The sequence below is a fragment of the Rhodococcus sp. WB9 genome (assembly GCF_007558985.1).
Classification (GTDB): Bacteria; Actinomycetota; Actinomycetes; order Mycobacteriales; family Mycobacteriaceae; genus Rhodococcus_F; species Rhodococcus_F opacus.
In genome coordinates, this window is record NZ_CP041769.1 from 5,993,413 (window position 1) to 6,007,023 (window position 13,611).

Genomic DNA, 13,611 nt, shown 5'->3' on the forward strand with positions numbered 1-13,611 from the left:
ATGGCCGCGCTCCGTGACGCAGCCCTCGTCGATCCCGCGTTCGCGCAGCGGATGCACCACTTCGGGATCGAACAGATGAAGCCGTGGGCCGAACTCCTCACGGCACTCACCACGGACGGCGCACACCTCCCCGCGAGCCCCGACGTCAGTGCCCAACTGATCGCCGCGGTGGCGACCGCCTTCGTCGGCCTGTGGGACGGCGGCGACGCCGAGGGCATCGCCGCACTCACCCGGTTCGTCGAGCGCGGCCTCCTCAGCTAACTGCCCGGGAACGTCACGACGTCGAGGTACAGCGGCATCTCGTCGGTGCGCGACCCGGTCTGCGTTCCCGTCGCGTCGACCACCGGGGCGCCGGCGGTCGCAGCGGCCTCGAAGCTCTCCCCCGTCACCCGCCCGTCGAGGTCGAAGTTCTCGAACTCGAACGGAATGCCGTTCGACGCCAGATAGTCCGGCCCGTCCATCAGATGGAAGTGCAGATGTGGTGCGTCGGTGTTTCCGCTGTTGCCCAGCAGCCCGAGTTGGTCGCCCGCCCGCAGGTCCTGGCCGACGCTGATGTCGTCGACGCTGCCGGGCTGCAGATGCGCGTAGAACGCGTACCGCCCGTTCCCGATGTCCAGTACGACGTGATTTCCGCCGTACTGGTCGAGGGGCAGTCCCTGCGGACTGGCACCCGGAACCTGTTCGGACAGATCGCCCACGACGGCGATCACCTTGCCGTCCGACACCGCGCGGACGGGTGCGCCGTAGTACTCGTAGCTCGACAGCTGAGTCTTGTCGCCGACGTAGATGCGTCCCTGCTCGTCGAGTTGGACGAAGTCGATCGCGAAGCGCTCGGCCGCGAGCATCCGTCCGTTGATCGGCAGCACGGCCGCGCGGTGGGACGTGACCGTGCAGCAGCCGGTGCCGTCGAGCCACCGCGGCCCGTCGAGGGGAGCGCGGATCCGGACGGCGTCGCGGGTGTCGACGTCGGTGTCCGCCACGTTCTCGGCCAGCTGGGACGGCACGAGCGACGTCGCCTGCGGGAAGTCGACGTTCACGACGTGGCCCAGGCTACGGGGCACGTCGTCGGGACTGTTCAGTGTCGCATCGATCCACACCAGCCCCTGCTGTCCGGGGGTGAGGACGGTGCCGGTCCTCGGTCCACCGCCGAGGGCCTGGAACCACGGTGTCAGCGCCTCGCCGCTCAGGTCCACCAGCGTGCGGCCGTCGCCCTTCACCTGCAGCGACGTGATCGTCGCCGGCTGCGAACCGGTGTTCGTCAGCCGCAGTTCGTAGGCGAGATGCACGCGACCGTCGCTGCCCGACACCGGGATAGGCGCGGCCACCACATCCGCGACCACCGGAGTGAGCACGGCGGGACCGGCGGACGTGGCCGGAGCCGCCGACGACGTCGCCTCGCTCTGCTGGGTGTCCGAGGCCATGCAGGAGGTCGCTGCCCCCATGACGACGGCGAGAAGAAGCGCGATGGCGAACCTCGACCGGGCCATCATCCGACGCTAGCAACGGCGAACACCCGGCGACAAGGCAAGGAAACAGATGAAGGCCCCACCCCCGAAGAGAGAGGGGTGGGGCCTTCGTCCTTGGTGAGTGCCCGGCGAGTCCTGGGACTCGTCAACCGCTCACGGGCGCGGAGCGCCTACCGGTAATCGTTGCTGAAACCGTAATCGTCCAGCGGCACCGCGGCACCGGTGTTCTGGCCGAAGCCGTCCGGGCTGTAGTACTGGTCGTCGTAGGACGGAACCGCGTACGCAGCAGCGCGGGCTTCTTCGGTCGGCTGAACCTGGATGTTGCGGTAACGGTTGATACCGGTACCGGCGGGGATCAGCTTTCCGATGATCACGTTTTCCTTCAGACCGATCAGCTTGTCCGAGCGGCAGTTGATCGCCGCATCGGTCAGCACGCGAGTGGTCTCCTGGAACGACGCCGCGGACAGCCACGAGTCGGTCGCCAGCGATGCCTTGGTGATACCCATCAGCACCGGACGTCCGGCTGCCGGCTCGCCACCCTCGGCGACGACACGGCGGTTGGCCGCTTCGAAGTCCGCACGCTCGGTCAGCGAACCGGGCAGGAACTCCGTGGCGCCCGAGTCGATGATCGTCACGCGACGCAGCATCTGGCGCACGATGACCTCGATGTGCTTGTCGTGGATCGACACACCCTGGCTCCGGTACACCTCCTGGACCTCGTTGACGAGGTGGATCTGCACCTGACGGGGGCCCATGACACGCAGCACCTCGTGCGGATCGGCAGCACCTTCCATCAGCTGCTGACCGACCTCGACGTGGTCACCGTCGGCCAGAAGGCGTTCGGTGCCGTCGTCGTGCTTGAAGACACGCAGACGCTGACGCTTCGAGAGCTTGTCGTAGACAACCTCTTCGCCACCGTCGTCCGGGACGATGGTGATCTTGTAGAAGCGGTCGCCGTCCTCGAGCTGCACGCGGCCACTGACGTCGGCGATCGGCGCCTTGCCCTTGGGGACGCGCGCCTCGAACAGCTCCTGAACACGCGGCAGACCACCGGTGATGTCGTCTCCGGCGACACCACCCTGGTGGAACGTACGCATGGTCAGCTGGGTACCGGGCTCACCGATGGACTGCGCGGCGACGATACCGACGGCCTCACCGATGTCGACGAGCTTGCCGGTGGCCATGGAGCGGCCGTAGCAGGTGGCGCAGACGCCGGTGCCGGTGGTGCAGGTGAGCACCGAGCGGACCTTGACCTGCGTGATGCCTGCCTCGAGCAGCGCGTCGATAGCCGGGTCGCCCAGGTCGTGTCCACGCTCGACGATGACGTTGCCGTTCTCGTCGACCGCGTCGGCGGCCAGGGTTCGGGCGTACGTGCTCGTCTCCACGTGAGCGTCGCGGATCAGCGTGCCGTCGGCCTGCTTCTCGGCGATCGTGGTGACGATGCCGCGCTCGGTTCCACAGTCGACCTCGCGGACGATGACGTCCTGAGAGACGTCCACCAGACGACGGGTCAGGTAACCCGAGTCGGCGGTGCGGAGCGCGGTGTCGGCCAGACCCTTACGGGCACCGTGCGTGTTGATGAAGTACTCGAGAACGGTCAGGCCTTCCTTGAAGGAAGACTTGATCGGACGCGGGATGAACTCACCCTTCGGGTTGGTCACCAGACCCTTCATACCGGCGAGCGAACGAACCTGGGTCATGTTGCCGGCGGCGCCGGACTTCACGATCATCGGGATCGGGTTGTCGTCGGGGAAGTGGGCCTCCATGGCCTTACCGACCTCGTCGGTGGCCTCGGACCAGATCTTGACCAGGGCGCTGTTGCGCTCGGTCTTGTTCAGAGCACCACGCTGGTACTTCTTCTCGATCTGGTCGGCCTGAGCCTCGAAGGACTCCATGATCTGAGCCTTCTCCGGCGGCACGAGGACGTCGGAGATCGAGACCGTGACACCCGAACGCGTGGCCCAGTAGAAGCCGGCGTCCTTCAGCTTGTCGACGGTCTGCGCGACCACGATCATGGGGTAGCGCTCGGCGAGATCGTTGATGATCGTCGCCTGACGCTTCTTCGGCATCTGCTCGTTGACGAACGGGTAGTCCGCGGGCAGCAGCTCGTTGAAGAGCACGCGACCCAGCGTCGTCTCCGCGGTCCAGCCGTCACCGTAGTTCCAGCCCTCGGGGAACAGCTCCGACTCGATGTCGCGGGGCGGGCGCTGCTGCGTGAGCCGCACCTTGATCTTCGCCTGCACGACGAGCGCGCCACGATCGACGGCCATCTGAGCCTCGGCAGGCGAGGAGTACACGCCCTGCTCCGCCTCGTCGCTGGTCGACGCCGCGAGCTCGCCGATCGCACCCTCGTCCAACCGGGTCAGGTGGTACAGACCGGTGACCATGTCCAGACGGGGCATGGCGAGCGGTCGACCCGACGCGGGCGACAGGATGTTGTTCGACGACAGCATCAGGATGCGAGCCTCGGCCTGCGCCTCCGCGGACAGCGGAAGGTGCACGGCCATCTGGTCACCGTCGAAGTCGGCGTTGAAGGCCTCACACACCAGCGGGTGGAGCTGAATGGCCTTACCCTCGACCAGCTGCGGCTCGAAGGCCTGGATGCCCAGGCGGTGCAGCGTCGGTGCACGGTTCAGCAGCACGGGGTGCTCGGCGATGACCTCTTCGAGGACGTCCCACACCTGTGCGCGCTGACGTTCCACCATGCGCTTGGCGGACTTGATGTTCTGCGCGTGGTTCAGGTCGACCAGGCGCTTCATCACGAACGGCTTGAACAGCTCGAGAGCCATCAGCTTCGGCAGACCACACTGGTGCAGCTTGAGCTGCGGGCCGACGACGATGACGGAACGACCCGAGTAGTCGACGCGCTTACCGAGCAGGTTCTGCCGGAAACGACCCTGCTTGCCCTTGAGCAGGTCGCTCAGGGACTTCAGCGGACGGTTACCGGGACCCGTGACGGGACGGCCACGACGGCCGTTGTCGAACAGCGCGTCCACGGACTCCTGCAGCATCCGCTTCTCGTTGTTGACGATGATCTCGGGGGCACCGAGGTCGATCAGTCGCTTGAGGCGGTTGTTGCGGTTGATCACGCGGCGGTACAGGTCGTTCAGGTCGGAGGTGGCGAAGCGGCCACCGTCGAGCTGAACCATCGGACGCAGCTCCGGCGGGATCACCGGGACGGCGTTCAGAACCATGCCCATGGGCGAGTTCTGGTTGACCTGGAAGGCTGCGACGACCTTGAGACGCTTCAGCGCGCGGAGCTTCTTCTGCCCCTTGCCGCTGCGGATGGTCTCGCGGAGGTTCTCGGCCTCGGCGTCGATGTCGAAGCTCTCCATGAGCTTCTGGATCGACTCCGCACCCATGGCGCCCGTGAAGTACTCGCCGTAGCGGTCGACGAGCTCGCGGTACAGCAGTTCGTCGACGATGAGCTGCTTGACACTCAGCTTGGTGAACGTGGTCCAGATCTCGTCGAGACGATCCAGCTCACGCTGCGCCCGGTCACGGAGCTGACGCATCTCGCGCTCGCCGCCGTCCTTGACCTTGCGGCGGACGTCGGACTTCGCGCCCTCTGCCTCCAGCTCGGCGATGTCGGCTTCGAGCTTCTGAGCGCGGGCCTCGAGGTCGGCGTCACGCTGATCCGCGACGGACTTCTTCTCGACCTGCATCTCGGCTTCGAGAGTGGACAGCTCGTTGTGACGCAGTTCCTCGTCGACACCGACGATGACGTACGCGGCGAAGTAGATGATCTTTTCGAGATCCTTCGGCGCCAGGTCGAGCAGGTAGCCGAGACGGCTGGGCACGCCCTTGAAGTACCAGATGTGCGTGACCGGGGCAGCCAGTTCGATGTGGCCCATGCGCTCACGCCGAACCTTGGCGCGGGTCACCTCGACACCGCAGCGCTCACAGATGATGCCCTTGAAGCGGACACGCTTGTACTTACCGCAGTAGCACTCCCAGTCCCGGGTGGGGCCGAAGATCTTCTCGCAGAAGAGGCCGTCCTTCTCGGGCTTGAGCGTGCGGTAGTTGATGGTCTCCGGCTTCTTGACCTCGCCGTAGGACCAATTGCGGATGTCCTCTGCACTGGCGAGGCCAATGCGGAGTTCATCGAAGAAGTTGACGTCGAGCACGTAACTTCCTTTCCCCAGAGGGATTGTGGATCAGCGGTGGCCGCCGATACCTGACTGCCAATTCAAATGTGAACTACGCCCCCGGACCCTGATTTCTCAGGACCCGGGGACCGAAACCTAGTTCGCGAGGTCGTCGACCGTCGCCGCTTCGTTCCGGGACAAGTTGATGCCCAGGTTCGCTGCGGCCCGCTCCAGGTCCTCGTCGTCACCGTCGGCCATCGCGATGGCCGCGCCGTCCGAGGACAGCACCTCCACGTTGAGGCAGAGCGACTGGAGCTCCTTCAGGAGCACCTTGAACGACTCGGGGATACCCGGCTCGGGGATGTTCTCGCCCTTGACGATGGCCTCGTACACCTTGACTCGACCCACCACGTCGTCCGACTTGATGGTGAGCAGCTCCTGCAGCGTGTATGCCGCGCCGTAGGCCTGCATCGCCCAGCACTCCATCTCACCGAAGCGCTGGCCACCGAACTGGGCCTTACCGCCGAGCGGCTGCTGGGTGATCATCGAGTACGGACCGGTCGAACGAGCGTGGATCTTGTCGTCGACCAGGTGGTGCAGCTTGATGATGTACATGTAGCCGACCGAGACCGGGTACGGGAACGGCTCGCCGGAACGGCCGTCGAACAACGTGGCCTTTCCGTCGGACGCGACCATGACCTCGCCGTCGCGGTTCGGCAGCGTCGAACCGAGGAGACCGGTGAGCTCGTCTTCCTTGGCGCCGTCGAACACCGGGGTGGCGATGTTGGAGTCGGCAGGTGCAGACAGCATCTCCTCCGGCAGCTGCTCCGCCCAATCGGGACGGGAGCCGTCGCCGGCGATCTGAACGTTCCAGCCGGTCTTGCCGATCCACCCGAGGTGGGTCTCCAAGATCTGACCGATGTTCATACGACGCGGAACACCGTGGGTGTTCAGAATGATGTCGACCGGAGTGCCGTCGGGCAGGAACGGCATGTCCTCCTGCGGGAGGATCTTGCCGATGACGCCCTTGTTGCCGTGGCGGCCGGCGAGCTTGTCGCCGTCCTGGATCTTGCGCTTCTGTGCCACGTAGACGCGGACCAGCTCGTTGACACCGGGGGGGAGATCGTCGTCGTCGTCGCGCGAGAACACGCGGATGCCGATGACCTTGCCGGTCTCACCGTGGGGAACCTTCAGCGACGTGTCGCGAACCTCGCGGGCCTTCTCACCGAAGATGGCGCGCAGCAGGCGCTCCTCGGGGGTCAGCTCGGTCTCACCCTTCGGCGTGACCTTTCCGACCAGCACGTCGCCGTCACGAACCTCGGCACCGATACGGATGATGCCGCGCTCGTCGAGGTCGGCGAGGACCTCGTCGGAGACGTTCGGGATGTCGCGAGTGATCTCCTCGGCACCGAGCTTGGTGTCGCGGGCATCGATCTCGTGCTCCTCGATGTGGATCGAGGTCAGGACGTCCTCTTCCACGAGGCGCTGCGACAGAATGATCGCGTCCTCGTAGTTGTGGCCTTCCCACGGCATGATCGCGACGAGCAGGTTCTTGCCGAGCGCCATCTCACCGTTCTCGGTGCAGGGGCCGTCGGCGAGGACCTGTCCGACCTCGACACGCTGCCCCTCGTCCACGATCGGACGCTGGTTGGCGCAGGTGCCTTGGTTCGAACGCGCGAACTTGCGCATCCGATAGGTCTTGCGGCTGCCGTCGTCGGCCATGACCGTGACGTAGTCGGCGGAGACCTCTTCCACGACACCGGTCTTCTCGGTGACGATGACGTCGCCCGCATCGACGGCGGCACGCAGTTCCATGCCCGTACCGACCAGCGGAGCCTCGCTGCGAACGAGGGGCACCGCCTGACGCTGCATGTTCGCACCCATCAGGGCACGGTTGGCGTCGTCGTGCTCGAGGAACGGAATCATCGCGGTCGCGACGGACACCATCTGCCGCGGCGAGACGTCCATGTAGTCGATCTCGGCGGACGAGACGAACTCGACCTCGCCACCCTTACGACGGACCAGAATGCGATCGTCCGTGAAGTGACCGTTCGCGTCGAGGGCCGAGTTGGCCTGGGCGACGACGTGGCGGTCCTCTTCGTCCGCGGTCAGGTAGTCGACCTGGTCGGTGACCTGGCCGTTCTCCACCTTGCGGTACGGCGTCTCGATGAAGCCGAACGGGTTGACCCGTGCGTACACCGACAGCGAACCGATAAGACCGATGTTCGGACCCTCAGGGGTCTCGATCGGGCACATGCGGCCGTAGTGCGACGGGTGAACGTCTCGCACCTCGAGGCCGGCGCGCTCACGGGACAGACCACCCGGGCCGAGGGCGGACAGACGACGCTTGTGCGTCAGCCCCGACAGCGGGTTGTTCTGGTCCATGAACTGCGACAGCTGGGAGGTTCCGAAGAACTCCTTGATCGCAGCCACGACGGGCCGGATGTTGATCAACGTCTGCGGCGTGATGGCCTCGACGTCCTGGGTCGTCATGCGCTCACGAACCACGCGCTCCATGCGGGACAGGCCCACGCGGATCTGGTTCTGGATGAGCTCGCCGACCGTGCGCAGACGACGGTTACCGAAGTGGTCGATGTCGTCGACCTCGACGGGCACCGCACTGCCGCCGGGGGCTGTCATCTCGGTGTCACCGGCGTGCAGGCGCACCAGGTACTCGATGGTGGCGACGATGTCTTCCTCGGTGAGGGTCGACGCGACGATCGGCTGTCCGAGATTCAGGCCCAGCTTCTTGTTGATCTTGTAGCGACCCACGCGAGCCAGGTCGTAGCGCTTGTCCTTGAAGAACAGGTTCTCCAGGAGCGTCTGCGCGCTCTCCTTGGTCGGCGGCTCGCCCGGACGCAGCTTGCGGTAGATGTCGAGCAGCGCCTCGTCGGTGCCGGCGGTGTTGTCCTTCTCGAGCGTCGCCATGAGGATCTCCGAGAAGCCGAAGCGCTCGGTGATCTGCTCGGTGGTCCAGCCGAGGGCCTTCAGCAGCACGGTGACGGGCTGGCGGCGCTTGCGGTCGATGCGGACGCCGACCGTGTCGCGCTTGTCCACGTCGAACTCGAGCCATGCACCACGGCCCGGGATGACCTTGACGCTGTGCAGGTCCTTCTCGGTGCCCTTGTCGACGGAGTGGTCGAAGTAGACGCCGGGGGAACGCACCAGCTGCGAGACCACGACACGCTCGGTGCCGTTGATGATGAACGTGCCCTTGTCGGTCATCATCGGGAAGTCGCCCATGAAGACCGTCTGGCTCTTGATCTCACCGGTGTTGTTGTTGATGAACTCCGCGGTGACGAACAACGGCGCCGCGTAGGTCATGTCTTTGTCTTTGCACTCGTCCGTCGAGGCCTTCACCTCGTCGAAACGCGGGTCCGAGAAGGACAGAGACATCGAGCCCGAGAAATCCTCGATCGGGGAAAGCTCCGCGAGAATGTCCTCGAGACCTCCGGAGATTGCGCTGTCGCCACGAGCGGCGGCGCGTTCGCGCCAGCTCTGCGCACCGATCAACCACTCGAACGAATCGGTTTGTACATCAAGAAGCCCGGGAACTTCGAGGGGTTCGCGAATCTTTGCGAACGAAACCCTCTTCGGGGCTCCGGGGATTCCGGAAACTGCCTTGGTCTGGCTAGAGACTGCCAAGATGCGTCCTTCCAGCACCTCACGCGGGCCGCTCTTGCTGTTGCGACCGCCGCTGTATCTGCTTCGAATTTCGCTGGTCACAACCCGAACGAAACTCGTCACAGTTGCTGAAGAGTGAATCACTTCGCAGCGGTGCGGACGAGGGGTGGACAGGAGGCAGCCAGCGCAACGTCCAAAAGTACACCCAAACTCAGTAGATGTCGAGTCGGGCACCCGAAACAGCACCCAGCCGGGCGCTTGGCCACGCGTCACTGCGCATGTTCACGCATCAGAGTGACGCGTGATCATCGCGGCGTCAAGAGTTAGGGGGCGTGTCGCGTCGTTTCGCGAGGCCCGGGCTGTTCCCGCCGCCCCTTCCCAGCCGCTGACGGGCGGTGAACAATATGCGCACGCGATCGCCGTCGATTTCGCGAGGGAAGCAGAGCCGTGACGCGCTGGAGTTCGTTCGTCGTCGCCCGTCCGAAGCTGGTCCTCGCCGCCACGGTGCTGCTGGTGCTGCTCGGCGGGGCGTGGGGATCGGGTGTGTTCGACCGGCTGAGCCTCGGCGGGTACACCGATCCGGGCAGCGAGTCCGCGGGCGTCGAGCGCCTGATCGAGGGGACGTTCGGACGGCAGACCCCCGATCTGGCGGTCACCTACCACGCACGTCCGGGTTCGACGATCGACGATCTCGGGCCCGAGGTGGCCGCGCACCTCGCTCAGATCGACCCCGGAATGCTCGCCAGCACTCCCCTGTCGTACTGGTCGGCGCCGCCGCAGGCGAAGGAATTCCTGCGGTCCACCGACGGCACCGAGGGACTGGTGGTGCTGTCGCTGAGCGGTGACGAGAACACTCGGATCGCCGCGTATCACGATCTCGAACCCCTGCTGGTCATCGACGGCACGGATGCGGAGTTCAGCGGCTTCAGCGCGGCCGCCAACGCCTTCAACGAGGTGTCCGAGAGTGATCTACTGCGCGCCGAGGCGGTGTCGTTCCCGCTTCTGCTGCTCCTTCTGCTCGTCATCTTCGGCGGCCTCGTCGGCGCGGCCGTCCCGCTGTGCGTCGGCGGTCTCGCGATCCTCGGCGCCCTCGGCGCCCTGCGCGTGATCTCCTACTTCACCGAAGTCAGCGCATTCTCGGTGAACATCGCGAGCCTCGTCGGGCTCGGCATGTCCATCGACTACGGATTGTTCGTCGTGACCCGGTTCCGCGAGGAGCTGCGGTCTGGCGCCCACACCGACGACGCCGTCCGCCGGACGCTCGCCACGGCCGGCCGGACCGTGGGGTTCTCCGCCCTCCTCCTGGTGTGCGGCTTCGTGGGCATGCTCGTGTTCCCCCAGGCCATCGTCCGGTCGTTCGCCTACGGCGGGATGGCGGCCATCGGGATCGCCGCCGTGTTGTCGCTGTCGGCGCTGCCCGCGGCACTCGCGCTGCTCGGGCCTCGCATCAACTCGCTCACCTGGCGACCGGGTGTGGTCGAACGCGGCGAAGACCGGGCGCACCGGTTCTGGGGCGGCGTCGCCGCCCGGGTCATGCGGCGGCCCGTCCCGATCGCGACGGCCATCGTCGCGGGGCTGCTCGTGCTCGCCGCGCCCCTCGCAGGCGCATCGTTGGGCGATCTCGATCACACCGGACTGCCCGCGACTCACCCGCTCCGGCTCGCCGTCGACGATCTCGCCACCGACTTCCCGCTCGCCAACAACGGGGCGACCCTGATCCTGCAGGGCAGCGACGGCAAGGCCCCGCCCCCGGCCGCCACGGCAGAGCTCTTCCGGGCGACGGCCGCGGTCGACGGCGTCCAGCGGGTCGTCCCGGTCGGCGCCACCGACACGTTCGTCGCCATCCGGGCCATCTTCGACGACGCCGACCGCACGACGGGGGCCATGGCGACGGCCGCCGCACTGCGCGACCTCCGGCCCCCGGATGGCACCGAGAAGATGCTGGGCGGGTTGAACGCCCTGACCGCCGACGGACTGGACGCGATGGCGGCGCGGCTGCCGTGGATGATCGGGATCATGGTGGCCGTCACCTTCGTGCTGATGCTGCTGGCGTTCCGGTCCGTGGTGCTGCCCCTGAAGGCGATCGCGATGGCCACCCTGAGCCTTGCCGCCTCGTTCGGCGTGCTCACGTGGATCTTCGAGGACGGCCACGGTGCCGAATTCCTCGGCGTGACGCCGGGGCCGCTGCCCGCGACGATGGTCGTCCTCATCATCGCGGTGGTGTTCGGGCTCTCCACCGACTACGAGATCTTCCTGATGTCGCGAATGGTCGAGGCCCACGACAAGGGTGCATCGACCGAAGAGGCCGTGCGGATCGGCACGGCACATACGGGGCGCATCGTGACTGCTGCCGCCGCGTTGCTGATCGTCGTCACCGGCGCGTTCACGCTCTCGGAGCTGACGATGATGCGATTCATCGGACTCGGCATGATCGTCGCGCTGCTCATCGACGCCACCGTGATCCGCATGATGCTGGTGCCCGCCCTGGTGAAGCTGATGGGTGAGGCCAATTGGTGGGCGCCGGGATTCCTGGCACGGCAGGCACCCACCCCCGGTTCCCCCGAGGATCCGAAACCGACACCGCAGCAACCGATTCCCATCCAATCGTGAAGACGATCGGATGGGAATCGGTTCGCGTTGCCGGAGAGGACAATCCGGCGAGCACCTGCGCAGCGTGCGCGGATCTCGTTCCGGCTCAATTCTTTCCGGGGGTCAGGATCAGCCCTCGCTGTCGGAGATGTCGGACAGCACCCACTTGCCGTCGATCTTCTCCATCTTGATCGACAACGGGGTCGCGGCACTGCCCTGAGCCACGGCATCACCGGTGGCGCTGACGTTCATGTGCGCGAGCAGCTCGGCGCGGTCGCCGTCGAGCACCGTGACGCCGATGTCGGTGACCGAGGCCTGGGTGGCCGTCTTGGTCTGGATGGCGGCCTCCTTGGTGGTGTCGGCGGTCGAGTCGAATTCGTCACGCTTGGCGTCGTTCAGGTAGCCGCGTGCCTTCTCGAAGTCCTGATCGATCGTTTCGTAGCTGTACGTGTACAGCGTCTCGATCGCCTCGGTCCCCGCCTTGGTCACCTCGGCAGTGGCACCTTCGTCGACCCAGGCGGTGTTCGTGATGTCTGCGCCGGGCTTGAATGCCGCGACGACCGCGAACACCCCGAGCACCACCGCCACGGCTCCGAGGATCCCGACGAGCTTCCAGGTGATCCTGCCGGAGGCGTTGTCATCGGCCGCGGTCTCGGCGGCGGTGGGGGCCTGCTGCTTGCTGATGCGCGGTTGAAGGTTGGGCACCTTCGTCTTTCCCGCGGACGCGGTCTTCGCGGTCGACACCGACTTGGCCAGCGACACGGTCGCGTTCGTGTCGGAGGTCTTCGACGCCCCGTCGGACGCGGCGGAGGAGGCCGCGGCGGCTGCTGCTGCGGTCGTTGCGGCCTCGGCCTTTGCCACCGGGGCCGACTTCTCGACCGGCTCTTGCTTCTTCGCCGGTTCCGGCTTCGTCACCGGCTCCGTTTTCGCCACAGCCTCCGCCTTCGCCGCAGGCTCCGTGGCCGGGGCTTCCGATCGGGGCGGCTTCGGCGTTGTCTGACGGGTCCCCGCCACGCGCGGACGCCTGCCCTTTGCAGCGCTGTCCGGCACGTTGTTTCGGCGCTTGGGGGGCATAGTTCACCACTTTCTCATTACACGACGAGCTATCGTCGACGTGGACACCGCAGCGACATGCCGCCGCGGCACATCAGCACTACTGACCGCCGCTGTCGCCTTCGGGCGCCTGTTCAGCCGGCGCCTGCTCGGCGGGAGCCGGTTCGGCGGGAGCCGGTTCGGTGGGGGCCGGGGCGGGAGCCGCGCCGTCGGCGGGCACCGGACCGCTCTCGAGCGGAATACGCCCGCCCACCGGTTCGACCGACGAGGCCTTCCAGACCCCGTCGACGTCCTGGACGTCCATCCGCATCGTCACCTTGGCCTTGTCGAAGCGGTCGGGCCACGTGGTGGTGACTGCCACGACGACCAGCGCCTTCGCGGTGCCGTCGTCGGTGTTCAGTTCCGTGAGTGTGCCCTGGATCAGCTCGGCCTTGCTCGCCGCACCCGACTGACGCATCTGGTCGGTGAACCCGTCCATCGTCGCCTGGAGGTCCTGGTTCATCTTGTCGCCCGTGATCGACGACTTCATGTTCTCGAACGATCCGTCGAGGTCTTTCGAATCGACCGAGTTGAGGTTGATCGCGGCCTGCTGGGCGCCCGTCAACGCGGAATCGCGTGCGTCGGCGATCGGCTTGTCCACGAAGAGAGCGCGCGCCCACCCGAAGCCAAACCATCCGGCTGCGACAACCGCGATCACCACCAGTGCGGTCACCGCAGCAAACGAGGCCTTCAGAGTTCTGTCCTTCCCCGGAGTCGATTGTCCCGACTCCGGGGGCGTGGTAATTCGCGTC

At 66.3% G+C, this 13,611-nt stretch carries 7 protein-coding genes; 2 read left to right on the forward strand and 5 right to left on the reverse strand.

Going from position 1 to position 13,611, the window contains the following annotated elements:
* Nucleotides 1–261, forward strand: a complete 261-nt coding sequence (locus tag FND50_RS37170) for a hypothetical protein (RefSeq protein ID WP_260850745.1) — start codon at nucleotides 1–3, stop codon at nucleotides 259–261.
* Here the strand turns inward: FND50_RS37170 and FND50_RS27960 are convergent.
* From FND50_RS27960 to FND50_RS27970, 3 genes are all read right to left on the reverse strand, one after another.
* Nucleotides 258–1,490 (reverse strand): M23 family metallopeptidase, encoded by a 1,233-nt coding sequence (locus FND50_RS27960; RefSeq protein WP_144287867.1) that lies wholly within the window; start codon nucleotides 1,488–1,490, stop codon nucleotides 258–260. The two genes, FND50_RS37170 and FND50_RS27960, sit on opposite strands and share 4 nt — an antisense overlap.
* A 146-nt stretch (nucleotides 1,491–1,636) precedes the next feature.
* Nucleotides 1,637–5,593, reverse strand: a complete 3,957-nt coding sequence (locus FND50_RS27965; RefSeq protein ID WP_005252128.1) for a DNA-directed RNA polymerase subunit beta' — start codon at nucleotides 5,591–5,593, stop codon at nucleotides 1,637–1,639.
* Between the two features lie 117 nt (nucleotides 5,594–5,710).
* A complete protein-coding gene (locus FND50_RS27970) occupies nucleotides 5,711–9,217 on the reverse strand; it encodes a DNA-directed RNA polymerase subunit beta (RefSeq protein WP_005258235.1) in 3,507 nt (1,168 codons plus the stop codon).
* A 408-nt stretch (nucleotides 9,218–9,625) separates the two neighbouring features.
* Here FND50_RS27970 and FND50_RS27975 point away from each other — a divergent pair, with 408 nt between their 5' ends.
* Nucleotides 9,626–11,788, forward strand: a complete 2,163-nt coding sequence (locus FND50_RS27975; RefSeq protein ID WP_144287868.1) for an MMPL family transporter — start codon at nucleotides 9,626–9,628, stop codon at nucleotides 11,786–11,788.
* 108 nt (nucleotides 11,789–11,896) lie between these two features.
* On the opposite strand, the gene FND50_RS27980 is transcribed toward FND50_RS27975, so the two are convergent.
* Both FND50_RS27980 and FND50_RS27985 read right to left on the reverse strand, forming a co-directional pair.
* A complete protein-coding gene (locus tag FND50_RS27980; protein WP_144287869.1) occupies nucleotides 11,897–12,841 on the reverse strand; it encodes a hypothetical protein in 945 nt (314 codons plus the stop codon).
* A 79-nt stretch (nucleotides 12,842–12,920) separates the two neighbouring features.
* The gene (locus FND50_RS27985; RefSeq protein WP_144287870.1) at nucleotides 12,921–13,532 is read right to left on the reverse strand and encodes a hypothetical protein; all 612 of its coding nucleotides are present in this window, start codon (nucleotides 13,530–13,532) and stop codon (nucleotides 12,921–12,923) included.
* Nucleotides 13,533–13,611 lie beyond the last annotated feature (79 nt).